Below are 16625 nucleotides of genomic sequence, written 5' to 3'. Positions count from 1 at the left end.
AATCAGGCCGGCATGGCCTGCGGCGCCAGCGCGTCGCGCTTGCGCGCCACCGCCGCCAGCAGCTGGTCGTGCGCATCGACGAACAGCTTGATGCCCTCGCCCACCAGCCGCGTGGTGACGGCGTCCAGCGGCAGGCCGAGGCGCTCGACCGCGGCGATCACCTCGCGCGCGTCGGCAGTGCCCCGGTCCAGACTGCGCCGCGGCTGGCCATGATCGCGGAAGGCGTCCATCGTCGCCGGCGGGATGGTATCCACCGTCTCGGGGCCGATCAGCTCCTCGACGTAGAGCACGTCGCGGTAGGCCGGATTCTTGGTGCCGGTGCTGGCCCAGAGCAGGCGCTGCGGCCGGGCGCCCGCGGCAGCCAGCTTCTGCCAGCGCGGGCCGGCGCAAAGCCCGCGGTAGTCCTCGTAGGCCAGCCTGGCGTTGGCGATGGCGACCTTGCCGGCCAGGGCCAGGGCCTCGCCACCCCGCGCGGCGATCTCGGCGTCCATGGCCGCGTCGATGCGGCTGATGAAGAAACTCGCGACGCTGGCGATGCCGTCGATGCGGCCGCCAGCGGCAAGCCGCGCCTCCAGCCCCGCCAGGTAGGCCTCGGCCACGGCCAGGTAGGCCGGGCGCGAGAACAGCAGCGTGACGTTGACGTTGATGCCCTCGGCGATCAGCTCGCGGACGGCAACCGCGCCCTCGGCCGTACCCGGCACCTTGATCATCAGGTTGGGGCGGCGAACGGCGGCCCACAGGCGGCGCGCGTCGGCCAGGGTGCCGGCGGTATCGCAGGCCAGGCCCGGCGCCACTTCCAGGCTGACGTAGCCGTCGACCCCGCCGGTCGCCTGCCAGACCGGCAGGAAGATGTCCGCCGCCTGGCGGATGTCCTCGATCGCCAGCTGCTCGTAGAGGGCAGCGGGGTCGCGCTGGCCGCCATCGACCAGGGCACGCAGGGCCGGATCGTAGTCGGCGCTGCCGCCGATGGCCTTTTCGAAGATCGCCGGGTTGGAGGTCAGGCCGAGCAGGCCATCCTCGTCGATCAGTTTCTTCAGGCCACCGGACAGCAGCAGGTCGCGGCGGATATAGTCCAGCCAGACCGACTGGCCGTGTTCGCTGATTGCCTTGAGCGCGCTCATGGGATTCGCGGAGGAATAGGGGCCCGCAGTATCGCCCGGATCGTGGCCGGAGATCATCCTGCCGACGGACGAATGCCGCCTTTTTCGCCGTTGATCCGGGGCGGGTTCCTGTTCATCGGGGGCCACGTGACCTGCGGCGTCCAAGGGCATAGCCTAGCCCTGCCCCATCTGCGAGCGCGCCATGTTCAATATCAAGAAGAAGCCTGCTGCCACCCCGACGCTGGACCGGATGCCCTCGGCCTACCTGACCGCCTTCGTGCCGCTGGACCTGCTGGGGCGGGTCGACGACCTGCACGCCTGCATGCCGGAAGGGCAGCGCTGCCAGGTGCAGCCCTCCTCGGCCCTGGCCGGCGCCCATCCGGACAGCGAGTTCGTCCTCGCCCTGTTCCTGAATCCTGCCGATCTCGACACCCTGGCCGACCAGGTGGCGGCCCAGCGTCGCGCCGGACGCACCATGACCCTGATCATCGCGCTCAACGGCGACCGCCTGGCCAGCTTCGGCCAGTGGCTGGACCGCCGCGCCGCCGAAGGCCGGCTCGCCGGCGGCCTGCGCCTGATGCTGGAAGCCAGCCCCGAGGACGTGGCCCGCAACCTGCCGCAGCGCCTGGAGCACACCGCCGAGGACAACGTCATCCGCGTGCCGCTGTCCACCGAGGTGGAGAACAGCCCGATGCGCAACCTGTTCGTGTTCAGCCCCGTCACGCACACCCTGGTGGCGCGCATCCGCGGCTTCGCCCAGAACGGCGTCGGCCGCGCCTGCCTGCTCGGCGGCCCCGGCAGCGGCAAGACTTCCATGGCCTACTTCTATTATCTGGTACGCGGCCTCGGCCAGTTCGTGTCGGTGAACCTGCTGGCGGAAAACACCCGTGACAAGGCGGCGATCAAGTCGCTGCTCTGCGGCCACGTGGCCGGCGCCTTCCCGGGGGCGGCGGCCCGCACCGGCGCCTTCACCCAGGCGCGCGACGGCGTCACCTTCATCGACGAAAGCCATGACATCTCCGGCCCGGTGATGGAAGTGCTGATGGAAGCCCTGGACAGCGCGCAGTACCTGCCCTTCGGCGCCACCACCAAGCGCCAGCTCGACTGCGCGGTGCTGTTCGCCACCAACCGCAGCTGGACCTACCTGCAGAACGCCGTGAACCTCGACGAATTCACCCGCATGGGCGCGGCAGTGCTGCAGGTGCCGGAGCTGTCGGCACGCGAGGAGGACATGATCGCGATCATGGCGACGCTGCTGGCCAAGCTGGGTTCCAAGTGCACCACATGGAAGGCGCCGGTGGGCGTCAGCGACGCCGGCTGGGAGCGCATCCGCACCTGCCGCTGGCACGGCAACGTGCGCGGCCTGGTGCGCGTGCTGGAAGCGGCTTTCGTGGATACCACCACCGGCCCTGCCGGGCGGGTGATCGAGGCGGCGGAGATCGAACGCGGCATCGAGCTGTGGGAGCCCAAGACCCACCACAGCCACCAGCTCTACTCGCCGACCGCCGCGTAAGGGCAGGCAAAAGCACTCATTTGCCGCGGATTACGCGGGTCGACACGGATCAAGAAAAATCTTGTGAATCCGCGTCCATCCGCGTAATCCGCGGCTGAATTGCTTTTTTGGGGTCAATACAGCTCGTCGATCGCGCGCAGGATGTCGGAGCGGGAGATCTGCCCGACCAGCTTGCCGTTCTCCATCACCGGGAAGCGCTTGAAGGGCGCGTCGACGAAGCGGCTGGCGATGTCCAGCAGACCGTCGTCGGCGTCCACCGTGGCGGGGCTGCGCGACATGAAATCCTCGACCAGTCCGGCGGGCACGCCCTCGGCGCCCGCCACCACGGCCACCTTGAGGCAGTCCTTTTCCGACAGCATGCCCACGAGCTTGCCGTCGCGGTCCACCACCGGGGCGCCGGAAATGCGGTGCTTGACGATCTGGTGGATCGCGCTGAGCACCTCGGTATCCGGCGTGAAGGTCACCAGGTTGCGCGCCATGTAATCGCGGACGCGCTTGGAATCCAGCTGCTGCGACATGTTCCCCTCCCGAGGTTTTCCCCGATTATGCACCCGTTGGCTGGCAGGTGAAGTGACGCTCTGCCCACAGTTCACCGGTGTTGTAATCTGCCTGTCTCACTTGGAGTTTTCCGGAGAACCCGATGTCCCGCCGCCCCCTCGCCGCCCTGGCCCTGGCCACCCTGCTCCTGGCCGGCTGCTCCCGGATCACCCCGGAGAACTACCAGAAGGTCGAGGCCGGCATGAAGCGCGACGCGGTCCACGCCATCCTGGGCAAGCCCGACGAGGTTTCCGGCGGCGACCTTGGCCTCCTGAGCATCTCCACCGAGACCTGGAACGGCAGCAAGCATGTGATCCGGGTCAGCTACGGCGGCGACACCGTGGCGCTCAAGCACATCGACCCGGTGCAGAAGTGATGTCCCGCATCCTCGACGCCGTCACCGCGGTGCTGGTCCACGACGGCGAGGTGCTGGTCATGCGCCGCCAGCCCTGGCTGTCGGCCTTCCCCGGCTTCAACGCCTTTCCCGGCGGCAAGATCGACAAGACCGACGGCGACAACCCGCCCGCCTGCCGTTCGCTGGACGGCGTCGAGCCGCGCCAGGCCGAGGCGCTGGCGCGCGAAGTGCTGGAGGAACTGGGCTGGGACCTGCCTGCGGCCTGCAACGCCGGCCTGGTGGCCGGCGCCAGCCTGCTGGGAACGGCGCTGACGCCGCCGGTGTTCCCGGTGCGCTTCAATACACATTTCTACCGCGTGGACCTGCGCGAACGGCCGTCGATCACGATCGACACCAACGAGGTGGCGGAGGCTTTCTGGGCGCCGCCCGCGGAACTGGTGCGGCGCTACGAGGCCGGCGAGCTGCTGATGGCGCCGCCCTCGCTGGAAACGCTGCGCGCGCTGGCCGCCGACATCAGCGCCACCACGGTGCCGCGCCTGCATTTCGAACACCGCGGCGACGGCGAGCTGCCGATGGTGGAACAGGTCTGCGGCGTGCGGCACATCTGGGTGCGCTCGCACACGATCCCGCCGGCGCAGCACACCAACGCCTACATCCTCGGCGACATGCAGTCGCACCGCGTGCTGGTGGACCCCTCCCCGGCCGACGACGAGGAGATGGAGAAGCTGCTGGCGATGGCGCAGCGCTATGGCGTGCACGAGATCTTCCTGACCCATCACCATCACGATCACCGCGAACGCGCCGACGTGATGGCGCGGCGCATGCAGATCCCCATCGGCATGTCGGACGACACCCGCGGCCGCATCTGGGATCGCACCGAAGGCAAGTTCTTCGAGGGCATTCCCAGCGTCAACGTCTACCGCGAAGGCGACGTGCTGTGCCGCTGGCTGGGGCAGGCGGTGCGCGTGATCGAGGTGCCGGGCCACGACCAGGGCCAGCTGGCGCTGATGCCGGAGAACCGTGCCTGGTGCCTGGTGGGCGACCTGATCCAGGGTCTCGGCACGGTGGTGATCGCCAAGCCCGAGGGCCACATGGGCCGCTACTTCGAGTCGCTGCGCAAGATCATCGCGCTGGACCCCAAGGTCATCCTGCCCTCGCACGGCGCTGCGCTGGGCACGGTCTACCGCCTGGTGGAAACCCTGAAGCACCGCGAGGCGCGCGAACTGCAGATCCTGGACCTGCACAACCAGGGCCGCGACGTGGAGGAGATGCTGCCGATCGTCTACGCCGGCGTCGACAAGGCGCTATGGCCGCTGGCGCGCATGAACATCGAGGGCCACCTCGACAAGCTGCGCGAGGAAGGCCGCCTGGCGGCGGCCTGAGCCGGGCTATTCGCTGGCTTCGACAGCCTTGTTGAGCTGGTCCATCCGCTGCTCGTTGGTTTCGATCACGGTATCGACCTTGTCGGCGATGGCGTTGCCGGAATAGCCGATCGCCTCGGTGTTGCGGATACCGCGGGTTTCCTCGCGGCCCTGCGGCTTGGCTTCATCGGCGGCCGGTTCGGTGGGCTTGCTGCAGGCTGCCAGCAGGCAGAGTCCGCTCAGGGCCAGAATTGCGAGTCTCATGTGTGCTCCTACTTGCTCAGCAGCATCTGCAGCTTCAGCTCGCCATCGTCGATCTGCTGCACCTTGACCGGGATGTAGTCGCGCTCCGGCGCCACCCAGAAACGCAGCGAGTTGCCGGGGTCATCGACCCGCTCCACCAGCAGCGTATCGAACTTGCCGGCCGGCGTCTCGACCTTTTCGCGGCCGGTGAGGGCGAAGCGGTAGGTCTTGATGCGGCGGTGATCGACCATCTTCACTTCCAGCGGCGCCGGCTTGGCTTCGCCGGCATGCTTGATCACCCACTGGCGCACGGCCAGCTGGATCACGAAGCGGTCGTAGGTGTTGTCCGGCAGTTCGCGCAGCTTGATCTCGCCGCCCTTGATGGTCTTGACCTGATGCGCGGCCCAGTCGAAATCCAGCGTGAAGCTGTCCTTGGCACGCTTGTCGTTGGTGTAGACAAAGCGCTTGGGCACGATGCGCCCGTCGGCCACGCAGAACTCGCTGGTTTCGCGCGGCGAACCATAGGTCCAGCGCACGATCGCCATCGGCTTGGTGACCGACTCGTAGCGGTAGCAGCCGCTCTGCAGCGGCGACAGCGAGATGGTGCCCTCGCCCAGGCCCATCGAGCCCCAGGCCACCTGGTACTGGTCGGAGCGCGGCACGAAGGCCGAAGGCGCGGCCTGCGCGGACAGCGCGGCGGCAAGCATGGCCAGGCCCAGCAGCAGCTTGTTCATCGGAATTGCGCCTCCAGGTGGTCCATCCCCAACGGCGCGGACAGCGGCCTGCCGCCGAACCGCACCCCGCCGTCGACCAGTTCGACGTCGCCACGCGCCAGCCATGCCACCGCCTGAGGATAGATCTTCAGTTCGATGTCCTGCATGACACGCTCGGCCAGGGACTCGGCACTATCCTGAGGCATCACACTGAATTGGCCCTGAATGATCAGCGGGCCGCCGTCCAGTTCCTCGGTGACGAAGTGCACCGTGGCGCCGTGCTCGCGTTCCCCTGCTTCCAGCACCTTCTGGTGGGTCTTCAGGCCTGGGTGGCGCGGCAGCAGCGAGGGATGGATGTTGAGCATGCGCCCCTGGAAACGGCGCACGAAGGCGGCGCCGACCACGCGCATGAACCCGGCCATCACCACGATATCCGGCCGCTGCGCCTCGATCGCTTCCGCCAGGGCGGCATCGAAGGCCTCGCGGCTGGGAAAATCCACGTGCGGCAGTGCCAGGGCGGCGACGCCGGCACGGCGCGCGCGCTCCAGGCCCTGGACGCCGTCGCGGTTGCTGATCACCGCGACGATCTGCGCGTCCAGGCGCCCGTCGGCACCGGCATCCAGCAGTGCCTGCAGGTTGCGGCCGCCGCCCGAGATCAGGACGACGACGCGCTTCACGCGAAGCGCACGTCCTGGTTGCCGCGGACGATTTCGCCCATCAGGAAGGGCTTGAGGCGGTCGCGGCGCAGCTGCGCCATGGCCTTGTCGGCCTGCAGCCGCGGCACCACCATCGCAAAGCCGACGCCGCAGTTGAACACGCGCCACATCTCGTCCTGCTCGACCTTGCCCTGCCGCTGCAGCCAGTCGAAGATTTCCGGGCGCGTCCAGCTCTGGGTGTCGACCACCGCGGCGGTCTTCTTGGGGAAGCAGCGCGGCAGGTTGCCGACGATGCCGCCGCCGGTGATGTGCGCCATGCCGCGCACGTCGATGCCGCCGGCCAGCAGCTTGAGCACCGGCTTGACGTAGATGCTGGTGGGCGCCATCAGCGCGTCGAGCAGCGTACCGCCGCCCAGCGGCTGGTCCAGCTTGGCCTTGCTCACCGACAGGATCTTGCGCACCAGCGAATAGCCGTTGGAATGCGGGCCCGAGGACGGCAGGCCGATCAGCACGTCGCCGGGCTTGATCTTGCTGCCGTCGATGATCTTCTTCTTCTCCACCACGGCCACGGTGAAGCCGGCCAGGTCGAAGTCGCCGCCGCTGTAGAGGCCCGGCATTTCGGCGGTCTCGCCGCCGACCAGGGCGCAGCCGGCCAGCTTGCAGCCCTGCGCGATGCCCTTGATCACCTGGGCGGCGACGCGGTTGTCGAGCTTGCCGGTGGCGTAGTAGTCCAGGAAGAACAGCGGCTCGGCGCCGTTGACCAGCACGTCGTTGACGCACATGCCGACCAGGTCCTGGCCCAGGCCCTGGACGCGGCCGCTTTCGATGCCGAGCTTGAGCTTGGTACCGACGCCGTCGGTGCCGCTGACCAGCACCGGGTTCTTGTACTTCTTGGGGATCGACACCAGCGCGCCGAAGCCGCCGACGCCGGCCAGCACCTCGGGACGGCGGGTCGACTTGACGATTTTCTTGATGTCATCCACCAGCGCATCGCCGGCATCGATGTCCACACCGGCGTCGCGGTAGGTCAGCGGGGTTTTGGCAGCCATGAAAAGCCTAGGGCCTCGGAAGAGTTCGGGAACGGCTGCTATTCTACCTTTTCAGGCCCCTCCGATTCGCCCATGCGCCCATTCCTGATCGCCCTGACGCTGCTGCTCCCCTGCCTGGCCCTGGCCCAGGCGCCCGCGGACGGCTACCTGGCCCGCGTCCTGGTGGCCGACCAGTCCCAGGCCATCCGCGACACGGCACTGTCCCAGGCCCTGGGGCAGGTGCTGGAACGCGTCGGCGGCCAGCCCCTGGCCAGCCAGCCCAGGCTGCAGCCCACGGTCGCCCGCGCGCCCAAGCTGCTGCAGCGCTTCAGCTATGAACGTGACAACGCCACCGGCCAGCTGATGCTGGTGGCCGGCTTCGACCCGCGCGCGGTGGACGCCGCGGTGCGCGCCGCCGGCCTGCCGGTCTGGGGCCAGGTCATGGTGCCGACCGAGGAGGTCCCCCTCACCATCGGCGGCGTGCGCGGCATCGCCGACTACGGCCGCGCCCTGTCGGCCCTGCGCGCCATGCCGGGCGTGCGCGGCATCGGCGTCGTCGGCGCTGAAGATGGCACGCTGCTGCTGCGCGCCCGCGTCGAGGGTGGCGCCGCCGCCCTGGCCGCCGCCGGCAGCCCCGTGCTGCAGCGTCAGGCCGAGGCTTCCGGAGCCTTCAGCTACAGCCTGCCGGCTCCGCAGTAGGCCGCGCCATGTCCACGGAACCGGTTGATTCGGCGGAAGACTACATGCGCTTCCACTTGCGCGAGCACTGGCCCTGGCTGGTGGTGGGCGCCGCCCTGCTGCTGCTCCTGTTCCTGCTCGGCCCGATCCTGATGCCCTTCATCGTCGGCGCCGCCCTGGCCTATGTCGGCGACCCGGTGGTGGACCGCCTGCAGCGCCTGCGCCTGTCGCGCACCGCCGCGGTCTGCGTGGTGTTCGTGGTGCTGAGCCTGGCGGGCCTGGCGGCGCTGCTGCTGCTGGCGCCGATGGTCTACCACCAGTTCCTGGCGCTGCTGCGCAACATCCCCGACTGGCTGGTCTGGCTGCAGGAGCAGGCCCTGCCGCGCCTGGGCATCGCCCTGCCGGCCGGCGTGGAGCTGGATGCCGAGGGCCTCAAGGCCATCATCACCCAGCACTGGTCCGAGGCCGGCGGCTTCGCCCAGGCCGCCTGGGAGCGCGTGTCGCAGTCCGGCAAGCTGCTGCTGGTCACGGTCGCCAACCTGCTGCTGATCCCGGTGGTGAGCTTCTACCTGCTGCGCGACTGGGATGACCTGGTCAGCTGGATCCGCGGCATGATCCCGCCGCGCTACCTGCCCCGGGTCGGCCAGCTGGCCGGCGAGGCCGACGAGGTGCTGGGCGCCTTCATCCGCGGCCAGCTGTCGGTGATGGCGGCACTGGCGGTCTACTACGCCGTCGCGCTGTGGATCGCCGGCCTGGACCTGGCCCTGGTGGTCGGCATCATCGTCGGCCTGATCAGCTTCATCCCCTATCTCGGCAGCATCGTCGGTGTGCTGATCGCCGTGATCGCGATGCTGGTGCAGACCCAGGACCCCACCTCGCTGATCTGGATCGCGGTGGTGTTCGGCGTCGGCCAGTTCCTCGAAGGCAACGTGCTGACCCCCTTGCTGGTCGGCGACCGTATCGGCCTGCACCCGGTGGCGGTGATCTTCGCGATCATGGCCGGCGGCCAGCTGTTCGGCTTCGTCGGCGTGCTGGTGGCGCTGCCGGCGGCGGCGGTGCTGGCGGTGCTGATGCGCCACACCAAGCAGCAATGGCTGTTGAGCCCGCTCTACCTCGCCGGAACCGCGCAGCCCGCGCCCCCCGTGCCGGCAGCCCCACCCGCCTCCGAAGAGCCGCCCGGCCCCCTGCCATGATCGGTGCGCAGCTGCCGCTGGCCGTGCAATTGCGCGAATCGGCCAGCTTCGAGAGCTATTACCCCGGCCCCAACGCCGAAGCCGTGCAGGCCCTGCAGTCGCTGGGCGTGCCGGTCCTGCTCTACGGCCCGCCCGGCAGCGGCCGCAGCCATTTGCTGCAGGCTGCCGCACGGCAACACCGTGCCGCCTACCTGCCGCTGGCGGAACTGGCGGCGCACGGCCCTTCCCTGCTCGAGGGACTTGAGGCTGCGCCGGCGGTCTGCATCGACGACCTCGAGCGGGTGACCCCCGACCGCGAGTGGTGCATCGCCCTGCTGCGCCTGGTGGACCAGTTGCGCGCCCGCGGCGCCGGCTATGCCTTCGCCACCGACGCACCGCCGGAACGGATGACCCTGGCCCTGCCCGACCTGCGCACCCGCCTGGGCGCCTGCAGCCGCTTCGGCCTCAAGCCGCCCAGCGACGACGACCGCCGCGAACTGCTGCGCGAGCGCGCCAAGGCGCGCGGCCTGGAGCTGCCGGAGGAAGTGACACGTTGGCTGCTCAACCACCGCTCACGGGATATCCCGAGTTTGCTGGAGGCGCTGGAGCGGCTCGACCGCGAGGCGCTGGCGGCGAAGCGGCGGCTGACGCTGCCGTTCGTGCAGTCGGTGCTGGTGGATTGAGGTTGCGGGGACGTTGGGGTTCGCTGCGCTCACCGCCAACCTACATCCGCCGCCCTGTAGGTTGGCGGTGCCAAAAGTAGGCGCCTCCAGGCGAGCGTAGCGAACCCCAGCATCACCGCTCGCGCGGTCCCACCGAAGTCTCCAACTCCACATCCGCAGCCCAGTCCGGCGAAAGATCGCCCGCGCGGACATAGCGATGGATCGAAGACCACTGCCAATCCGCGGCGCGACTCACACATCCGTGCTTGACCGGATTGATATGGATGTAATCGAGATGCCGCTCAAGGTCATCCTCGTCACGAATCTGGTGCTCCCAGAATCGTCGCTGCCAGATGCCGCGTTCGCCTTTTCGCTCCCTGCTCGATCGGACGAACTCTCCCGGCTCGATACGGCGGGCAAAGCCACCCTTGATAAGCGTCCATCGCGTCGAGAAATCAGCATCGTCGGGTGGCAGGGCCCAGACGGCATGCAGATGATCGGGAAGAACCACCCACCCCGGAATCTCGAACGGATGGCGCTGTTTGACTAAACGAACAGCCTCCCGCAGGTCATCGACGCGATCCACCAGCAGTCGGCTCGAGCGGTCGGCGAGATTGACCGTGAAGAAGTACGTGCCGCCAGGCGCACTGGCTCTTCGATAGCGCATGCCAGTGATCGTAGATATGGGATGTTGGGGTTCGCAAGCTCACCCCAACCTACATCCGCCAGCCCTGTAGGTTGGCGGTGAGCGGAGCGAACCCCGACATCACTGCTCACGCTCGCCCACTGAAGCCTCCAACCTCACGTCCCAGGCCCAGTCCGGCGACGGATCGCCCGCGCGAATCAGGCAGGAGGCTCGCGTCTGGAAGTGGGCCGCAACAGCAGGCCGTCAATCAGGCCGCCGCGATCTTCTCGCGTGCCCTGAAGCGCACATACAGCACCGTCGCCGCGAACTCCAGCGCCGCGAGCGAGGCCAGCACGAACCACAACGCGCGGCCATGGCTGGAGGAATAGGCGTTGGACGCCAGCGCGGCGCAGTAGAACGAGATCAGCATGCTGGTCCAGGCATGGGTGCGCTCCTTGCCGCGCAGCAGGCCGGGCAGCGGCAGGAACAGCAGGAAGCCGAACAGCAGGGCCAGCCGGCCGCTGCAGAAGATCAGCAGGCCGCTGATCAGGGCGAGGTGGCAGGCCACTGCCAGCGCGTGCATCAGGGGACTCAGCTTCACGGCTTGCGCTCCGTCGTCGGTGCAGGTGCAGGTGCCGGGCAACGCGCGGCCTTCTTCAGGTCCAGCGTGTCGCGGCGCAGTACGCCGGTGTCGCTGACGTACTGCTTGCGCAGGATGACCTCGCACTGGCCCTTGACCGCCCGCAGCAGCAACTCGTAGCGCGTGTCCGCCATGCCGCAGATGCGCACTTCCGGTGTGCAGCTCAGTTCCGGCTCGTCGTCGTTCGCCGGCGCCTGGAAGTTCAGCCGCAGCGCAACCTGCTCGCCGGCAAGGATTTCGCCGTCGGCCTGGCTCATCTCGTTGAAGAATGAAGCGCCACCGGCGGCGCGGTGCTCGCTGGCGTGCCAGCGCGTCGGCTTCCACTTCTCGTCCTGCAGGACGTCGACGGTATAGGAGCCGCGATCCAGCGACAGGAACACCACCCGCGCCACTGCCGAGTCTGCGGGCGGCGCGTAGTCCTTGTCGAACAGCTTGGTGACGCAGGCGCAAAGCGGCAGCAGGCACAGGAGGACCGGCCAGCGGATATGTCGGGACATGGAATCCTTCACTGCAGTTTCAGGCTGATTTCGGCGACGCGCCGGCCCAGGGCCTGGCATAGCGTTTCCTCTTCGCGCGTCAGCGGCCGCGGCGGTCCGCCGACGCCGGCGTGGTGCGAAGCGCCGTAGGGCGTGCCGCCGGCCTGCGTCGTGCTCAGGGCCGGCTCGGTGTACGGCAAGCCGAGCAGCAGCATGCCGTGATGCAGCAGCGGCAGGGCCATCGACATCAGGGTGGTCTCCTGGCCGCCATGCAGGCTGCCGGTGGAAGTGAACACCGCCGCCGGTTTGCCGACCAGCGCGCCGGACAGCCACAGGCCGGAGGTGCCGTCGAGGAAGTACTTGAGCGGCGCGGCCATGTTGCCGAAGCGCGTCGGGCTGCCGAGGATCAGGCCGGCGCATTCCTTGAGGTCACGCGCGTCGGCATAGGGCGCGCCGCTGTCGGGCACGTCCGGGCCGGTCTTCTCGCAGTCGGCCGACACCGGTGGCACGGTGCGCAGGCGCGCGCTCGCGCCCGCCACCGACTCGACACCGCGCGCGATCTGGCGCGCCATCTTCGCCACCGAGCCGTGGCGCGAGTAATACAGGATCAGGATTTCGGTCACTTGGGGCTCAGCACCAGGTTGTGCACGGCGCCGCCCGGCAGGAACGGCGCATTCAGGCCCTGCTCCCAGGCGTCGTGGCCGGCGCGGTAGAAGGGTGACAGCGGGTGGCCCGACTGGCCGCCAGGCATGTGGAAGTAGCCCTGTTCCTCGCGGCCCGGCGACACGGCGAAGCGCTCGGAGGCGCCGAAGTCCGGGTCCTGCACACGGGGCAGGTCGGCGTCGCCCGGCAGTTGCGTATGCGGCATGTCGAGCAGTGCCGACAGCGGCGGGATGGCACGCGACAGCGGATGGCGGATGCTGGCGGTGTTGCGCTCGCCCCAGCTCTTGCGGGCGCTGCGGCTGGCCAGCATCTCGGCGGCGATGCCCTGCAGGAAGGCATCGGCGCTGTCGTACTGCGGGTCCAGCAGGTGCACGGCGTTGCTGTCGATGATCTGCAGCAGCGGTCCTTCGAACTGGCGCAGGTACATGCGGTGGAACGACGGGTCGCGCTTGCGGCAGGCGGCGGTCAGCGCGTCGAAGGCACGGTCGCTGGCAAGGTCGTGGAACTGGCGCACCATGCGGTAGCCCACCGAGCCGACGGCGGCGCGGCCGCCCCAGTCGCGCACCGCGGCCCGCGCAGCGGCATCGCCCTTGCCGGCCTGTTCCAGGCCGTCCAGCGCGCGCAGCAGCAGGGCCTGCCAGCGCGACAGGAACAGGGCGCGGTCGTCGAGCTGGATCTGGCGCATGTCGTCGGGCGTGGCCTCGGGCAGGGCCAGCAGCGTGCTGCGGATCTGCAGCGCTCGCGCGCCGAACTCGTAGCCGCCGTCGCCGATGCGCTGCAGTGCATCGCCTTCGACCAGGCGCTGGTTGGCGGTCCAGATGCGGCCCTGCGGCGGATTGACCAGGCGCGGGTAGTCCTCTGCCGGCAGCCAGCCGTTCCAGCCGCCCTGCTCGAAGCCGCCCACCGGCGGCGCGTCGGGCGCCACCGGGTTGCGCTGCGGCAGGTGCCCGGCGATGGTCCAGCCAATCGACTGGTTGCGGTCGGCCACAACAAAATTCTGCGGCGGGACGCCGGCGCCGTTGGCCACCGCGATCGCTTCCTCGACGCTGCGCGCCTGCTCCAGCCAGGCCAGGCGCAGATTGGTGGCGCCCGGCTGCGCACCGAGCCAGCGCACGACCAGGTCGCGGCCGGAGGCGTCCTTGCCGATCACCGGGCCCCAGACAGTATTGCGGATGTTGAAGGTGACGTCGTGATCGCCCTTGACCTCGATGCGCTCGGCGATCAGCTCGAAGGACCGGTAGCCATCGGCCGTGCGGTAGCGGCTGCGGTCGCGCGGCGCCGGCTCCAGCTGCACCAGATCGCTCCAGTCGCCATAGCTGTTGGTGAAACCCCAGGCGATGTGGCGGTTGCTGCCGGCGACGATGAAGGGCGCGCCGGGCAGGGTGACGCCGGTGATGTCCAGGTCCTGCTCGCCCTGCAACTGCAGGCGCATGCGGTACCAGGCGTTGGGCACCGACAGTCCCAGGTGCATGTCGTCCGCCACCAGCGCGCCACCGTCGGCGGTGTAGGCTCCGGACACGGCCCAGGCATTGCTGCCGACGCCGCGTTCCGCGCGATCGCGATCGTAGGCGGACCATTCGAGATTCTCGCGGCGGAACTTGGTCTTCTTCAGCGTGCGCAGGTCGTAGACTTCGGGGCCTGGCACCGGCACTTCAACCGGAGTGCTTCCCTCCAATGGCGCGTCCCAGGCGGTGCCGGACTGCGTGATGAAGGCGTACAGCGGCGCCGGCAGCGTCTCGTGCATCGCATGCAGCATGGCGTCGCGCTCGGCCGCTTCGTCGGTGAGCTGCAGCCACATCGACAGCACGCAAAGGATGCTGTCCTCCGCCAGCCAGGGGCGCGGCTGCTGCGTCAGCAGCCAGTACTCGAAAGGCTTGGAGACCAGGCCTGCCAGGCCGGCGTTGACGCCATCGGCGTAGGCCGCCAGCAGCGCCCGGTCCTGCTCGCTGGCAGCTTTCAGCACCCGGCCGGCTACCGCACGCAGGCGGTGGATGCGCGCCGCGCGATCGCGCGGCAGCCCCAGCGGCCCGACCAGGGCCGAGAGCTCGCCGGCGGCGGCGCGGCGCGTCAGGTCCATCTGGAAGAAACGCGCCTGCGCGTGCAGGTAGCCGGTGGCGCGGGCCAGGTCCAGGCGGTTGCTGGCCTGCACCGTAGGCACGCCCATCAGGTCGTGTTCCACGTGCACCGGCGCGGCCAGGCCCGGCAGCAGGTCTTCGCCGTCGAGGGTCGGCAGGCTGCCGCTGAGCGCGACCCAGGCCGCGGCGAGCAGCAGCAGGACCAGCATCAGCAAGGCAAGGAGAATGCGCTTGATCATGACGACGGAACGGGAGCCTGGAACGAGCACATGGTAGAGGAAACGCGCCGCCGCCGTGACCCCGTGCGGGATCACGGCGGCGGCGTGTTCGTCAGCGCAGCTTGGCCAGCACGGCCTCGGCGGTCGCCGGGATCATCTCGGCGGCGGCGGCACGGCGGTGCTTGTACTCGAACTGCGCGTTGGCCAGGCCCTTGTCGCCGATGACGACGCGGTGCGGGATGCCAATCAGGTCGGCGTCGGCGAACATCGCGCCGGGACGCTGGCCACGGTCGTCCAGCGCCACCTCGATGCCGGCCTGGATCAGCGCGGCGTACAGCGACTCCGCCGCTTCCTTCACCGCTGCCGACTTGTCCATGCCGATCGGGCAGATCAGCACGCGGAACGGTGCGATCGCATCGGGCCAGATGATGCCGTTGGCGTCGTGCGACTGCTCGATCACCGCCGCCGCCATGCGCGACACGCCGATGCCGTAGCAACCCATTTCCGGCGTCACCGCTTGGCCCTGGGCGTCCAGCACCGTCAGGCTCATCGCCTTGGTGTACTTCTGGCCCAGCTGGAAGATGTGACCGCCCTCGATGCCGCGATAGAACTTGATGACACCCTGCCCGTCCGGGCTCGGGTCGCCCTCGCAGATCTGGCGCAGGTCGGCGGTCTCGGGCTCGGCGCAGTCGCGGCCCCAGTTGGCGCCCTTGTAGTGATGGTCGTTGTCGTTGGCACCACAGACGAAGTCGGCGAACTCCACCGCTGCATGATCCGCGATCACCGGGATCGGGCTGCCGACCGGGCCGAGGTAGCCGACCTCGCAGCCGAAGGCCTTCTGCACGTCTTCCGGCTTGGCCATCTCGAAGGGACTGGCCAGCTTCGGGTGCTTGGCGGCCTTGATCTCGTTGAGCTGGTGGTCGCCGCGCAGGGCGATGCCGATCAGGCCGCCGTCGGCGGCTTTGGCCACCAGCAGCTTGACCTTGGCCGTGAGCGCCACGTTCATGAATTTCGAGACCTGCTCGCAGGTCTTCTGGCCCGGCGTGGACACCTTCTCCAGCGCGGCGGCAGCCGCGGCGCGCGGCTGGCCCGAGGGACGCGTCTCGGCGGCCTCGACGTTGGCGGCGTAGCTGCCGCCCTCGGCCACCGCCAGCAGGTCTTCACCGGAACCGGCGAGGATGTGGAACTCCTCGGACAGGGCGCCGCCGATGTTGCCGCTGTCGGCCTTGACCACGCGGAAGTCGGCACCGACGCGGGTGAAGATGCGGGTGTAGGCCTCGCGCATGTTGTAGTACTCGCGCCCCAGGTCCGCCGCATCCAGGTGGAAGGAGTAGGCGTCCTTCATCAGGAACTCGCGGGCGCGCATCACGCCGAAGCGCGGACGGCGCTCGTCACGGAACTTGGTCTGGATCTGGTAATAGGTGATCGGCAGCTGCTTGTAGCTGCGGAAGTCCTGCTTGACGTGGTGGCAGATCACTTCCTCGTGCGTCGGGCCGTAGCAGAAGTCGTTCTTGTGCCGGTCCTTGAAACGCAGCATCTCGGCGCCCATCACGTCCCAGCGGCCGGACTCCTGCCACAGCTCGGCCGGCTGCACCGCCGGCATCAGCATCTCCATGGCGCCGGCCGCGTTCATCTCCTCGCGCACGATCTGGGCGATCTTGCCCAGCGTGCGCAGGCCCAGGGGCATCCAGCTGTAGAGGCCGGCGCCGAGCTTGCGGATATAGCCGGCGCGCAGCATCAGCTGGTGCGAGACGACCTCGGCATCGGCCGGGGTTTCCTTGGCGGTGTGCAGGGGAAACTTGGAAAGGCGCATGGGTAGGGCTGTTTTTCTGTGAGCCGCGGATTGTAGTCGCTGGGAGCGTCCGCGGCTGCATTCTGGCTGTCATTCGGGCGCCCTAGACTGGCGGATC

At 69.0% G+C, this 16625-nt stretch carries 18 protein-coding genes; 6 read left to right on the top strand and 12 right to left on the bottom strand.

Translation table 11 applies throughout. The features are described from left to right. Window positions 1-2: 2 nt before the first annotated feature. A complete protein-coding gene (gene tal / locus D0B54_RS08000) occupies window positions 3-1121 on the bottom strand; it encodes a transaldolase (RefSeq protein WP_117295110.1) in 1119 nt (372 codons plus the stop codon). Window positions 1122-1302: 181 nt separating this feature from the next. Between tal and D0B54_RS07995 the strand changes: the two genes are divergently transcribed. After that, window positions 1303-2613: a sigma 54-interacting transcriptional regulator gene (locus tag D0B54_RS07995; protein ID WP_117290817.1), complete on the top strand. Its 1311-nt coding sequence runs from the start codon at window positions 1303-1305 to the stop codon at window positions 2611-2613. Between the two features lie 113 nt (window positions 2614-2726). Here D0B54_RS07995 and D0B54_RS07990 read toward each other — a convergent pair whose 3' ends face one another. Then, window positions 2727-3131, bottom strand: a complete 405-nt coding sequence (locus tag D0B54_RS07990; protein ID WP_117290816.1) for a CBS domain-containing protein — start codon at window positions 3129-3131, stop codon at window positions 2727-2729. Window positions 3132-3253: 122 nt separating this feature from the next. On the opposite strand from D0B54_RS07990, the gene D0B54_RS24225 reads away from it, so the two are divergent. Both D0B54_RS24225 and D0B54_RS07985 read left to right on the top strand, forming a co-directional pair. Beyond that, window positions 3254-3526, top strand: coding sequence for a hypothetical protein (locus D0B54_RS24225; protein WP_162932296.1), 273 nt, complete (start codon window positions 3254-3256; stop codon window positions 3524-3526). Beyond that, window positions 3526-4887: an MBL fold metallo-hydrolase gene (locus tag D0B54_RS07985; RefSeq protein WP_162932295.1), complete on the top strand. Its 1362-nt coding sequence runs from the start codon at window positions 3526-3528 to the stop codon at window positions 4885-4887. The genes D0B54_RS24225 and D0B54_RS07985 overlap by 1 nt, the downstream gene beginning before the upstream one ends. Window positions 4888-4893: 6 nt before the next feature. On the opposite strand, the gene D0B54_RS07980 is transcribed toward D0B54_RS07985, so the two are convergent. The 4 genes from D0B54_RS07980 to purM are packed head-to-tail and all read right to left on the bottom strand — an operon-like array spanning window position 4894 to window position 7527. Continuing rightward, window positions 4894-5130 carry a hypothetical protein gene (locus tag D0B54_RS07980; RefSeq protein WP_117290814.1) on the bottom strand — a complete coding sequence of 79 codons (237 nt, stop codon included), beginning with the start codon at window positions 5128-5130 and terminating at the stop codon, window positions 4894-4896. An 8-nt stretch (window positions 5131-5138) separates the two neighbouring features. Further along, window positions 5139-5843, bottom strand: coding sequence for a DUF3108 domain-containing protein (locus tag D0B54_RS07975; RefSeq protein ID WP_162932294.1), 705 nt, complete (start codon window positions 5841-5843; stop codon window positions 5139-5141). Beyond that, the gene (purN, locus tag D0B54_RS07970; RefSeq protein ID WP_117290812.1) at window positions 5840-6499 is read right to left on the bottom strand and encodes a phosphoribosylglycinamide formyltransferase; all 660 of its coding nucleotides are present in this window, start codon (window positions 6497-6499) and stop codon (window positions 5840-5842) included. The genes D0B54_RS07975 and purN overlap by 4 nt, the downstream gene beginning before the upstream one ends. After that, complete coding sequence (gene purM / locus D0B54_RS07965) at window positions 6496-7527, bottom strand: phosphoribosylformylglycinamidine cyclo-ligase (RefSeq protein ID WP_117290811.1); 1032 nt, start codon at window positions 7525-7527, stop codon at window positions 6496-6498. Before purM ends, purN begins: the two co-directional genes overlap by 4 nt. A gap of 72 nt (window positions 7528-7599) precedes the next feature. Between purM and D0B54_RS07960 the strand changes: the two genes are divergently transcribed. Genes D0B54_RS07960 through hda form a run of 3 tightly spaced genes read left to right on the top strand, consistent with a single transcriptional unit; the run spans window position 7600 to window position 10039 of the window. Then, window positions 7600-8205, top strand: coding sequence for a DUF2066 domain-containing protein (locus D0B54_RS07960; RefSeq protein ID WP_117290810.1), 606 nt, complete (start codon window positions 7600-7602; stop codon window positions 8203-8205). Between the two features lie 8 nt (window positions 8206-8213). Next, window positions 8214-9377, top strand: a complete 1164-nt coding sequence (locus D0B54_RS07955) for an AI-2E family transporter (protein WP_240433570.1) — start codon at window positions 8214-8216, stop codon at window positions 9375-9377. Beyond that, on the top strand, window positions 9374-10039 hold the full coding sequence (hda, locus tag D0B54_RS07950; protein WP_162932293.1) for a DnaA regulatory inactivator Hda: 666 nt from the start codon (window positions 9374-9376) through the stop codon (window positions 10037-10039). The genes D0B54_RS07955 and hda overlap by 4 nt, the downstream gene beginning before the upstream one ends. A gap of 112 nt (window positions 10040-10151) precedes the next feature. On the opposite strand, the gene D0B54_RS07945 is transcribed toward hda, so the two are convergent. From D0B54_RS07945 to D0B54_RS07920, 6 genes are all read right to left on the bottom strand, one after another. Beyond that, on the bottom strand, window positions 10152-10685 hold the full coding sequence (locus tag D0B54_RS07945) for an REP-associated tyrosine transposase (RefSeq protein WP_117290808.1): 534 nt from the start codon (window positions 10683-10685) through the stop codon (window positions 10152-10154). Between the two features lie 226 nt (window positions 10686-10911). After that, the gene (locus tag D0B54_RS07940) at window positions 10912-11244 is read right to left on the bottom strand and encodes a DUF2069 domain-containing protein (protein WP_117290807.1); all 333 of its coding nucleotides are present in this window, start codon (window positions 11242-11244) and stop codon (window positions 10912-10914) included. Continuing rightward, a complete protein-coding gene (locus D0B54_RS07935) occupies window positions 11241-11780 on the bottom strand; it encodes a hypothetical protein (protein ID WP_162932292.1) in 540 nt (179 codons plus the stop codon). The genes D0B54_RS07940 and D0B54_RS07935 overlap by 4 nt, the downstream gene beginning before the upstream one ends. Window positions 11781-11788: 8 nt before the next feature. Continuing rightward, complete coding sequence (gene wrbA, locus D0B54_RS07930; protein ID WP_117290805.1) at window positions 11789-12382, bottom strand: NAD(P)H:quinone oxidoreductase; 594 nt, start codon at window positions 12380-12382, stop codon at window positions 11789-11791. Beyond that, window positions 12379-14736, bottom strand: coding sequence for a penicillin acylase family protein (locus D0B54_RS07925; RefSeq protein WP_117290804.1), 2358 nt, complete (start codon window positions 14734-14736; stop codon window positions 12379-12381). Before D0B54_RS07925 ends, wrbA begins: the two co-directional genes overlap by 4 nt. A 91-nt stretch (window positions 14737-14827) precedes the next feature. Then, the gene (locus D0B54_RS07920) at window positions 14828-16528 is read right to left on the bottom strand and encodes a proline--tRNA ligase (protein WP_117290803.1); all 1701 of its coding nucleotides are present in this window, start codon (window positions 16526-16528) and stop codon (window positions 14828-14830) included. Window positions 16529-16625: the final 97 nt, after the last annotated feature.

Origin of the sequence: Solimonas sp. K1W22B-7 (genome assembly GCF_003428335.1) — a bacterium.
Taxonomy (GTDB): Bacteria; Pseudomonadota; Gammaproteobacteria; order Nevskiales; family Nevskiaceae; genus Solimonas_A.
The sequence above is the reverse complement of the archived record's forward strand: the minus strand, read 5'-3'. Positions and strand labels throughout refer to the sequence as shown.

Coding starts and splice junctions, on each gene's coding strand:
- D0B54_RS07980 (WP_117290814.1), bottom strand. CDS start 5,130: ATGAGACTCGCAATTCTGGCCCTGAGCGGACTCTGCCTGCTGGCAGCC.
- D0B54_RS07995 (WP_117290817.1), top strand. CDS start 1,303: ATGTTCAATATCAAGAAGAAGCCTGCTGCCACCCCGACGCTGGACCGG.
- D0B54_RS07920 (WP_117290803.1), bottom strand. CDS start 16,528: ATGCGCCTTTCCAAGTTTCCCCTGCACACCGCCAAGGAAACCCCGGCC.
- D0B54_RS07955 (WP_240433570.1), top strand. CDS start 8,214: ATGTCCACGGAACCGGTTGATTCGGCGGAAGACTACATGCGCTTCCAC.
- D0B54_RS07985 (WP_162932295.1), top strand. CDS start 3,526: ATGTCCCGCATCCTCGACGCCGTCACCGCGGTGCTGGTCCACGACGGC.
- D0B54_RS07945 (WP_117290808.1), bottom strand. CDS start 10,685: ATGCGCTATCGAAGAGCCAGTGCGCCTGGCGGCACGTACTTCTTCACG.
- purM (WP_117290811.1), bottom strand. CDS start 7,527: ATGGCTGCCAAAACCCCGCTGACCTACCGCGACGCCGGTGTGGACATC.
- D0B54_RS07925 (WP_117290804.1), bottom strand. CDS start 14,736: ATGATCAAGCGCATTCTCCTTGCCTTGCTGATGCTGGTCCTGCTGCTG.
- D0B54_RS07935 (WP_162932292.1), bottom strand. CDS start 11,780: ATGTCCCGACATATCCGCTGGCCGGTCCTCCTGTGCCTGCTGCCGCTT.
- D0B54_RS07975 (WP_162932294.1), bottom strand. CDS start 5,843: ATGAACAAGCTGCTGCTGGGCCTGGCCATGCTTGCCGCCGCGCTGTCC.
- D0B54_RS07990 (WP_117290816.1), bottom strand. CDS start 3,131: ATGTCGCAGCAGCTGGATTCCAAGCGCGTCCGCGATTACATGGCGCGC.
- D0B54_RS24225 (WP_162932296.1), top strand. CDS start 3,254: ATGTCCCGCCGCCCCCTCGCCGCCCTGGCCCTGGCCACCCTGCTCCTG.
- D0B54_RS07960 (WP_117290810.1), top strand. CDS start 7,600: ATGCGCCCATTCCTGATCGCCCTGACGCTGCTGCTCCCCTGCCTGGCC.
- tal (WP_117295110.1), bottom strand. CDS start 1,121: ATGAGCGCGCTCAAGGCAATCAGCGAACACGGCCAGTCGGTCTGGCTG.
- hda (WP_162932293.1), top strand. CDS start 9,374: ATGATCGGTGCGCAGCTGCCGCTGGCCGTGCAATTGCGCGAATCGGCC.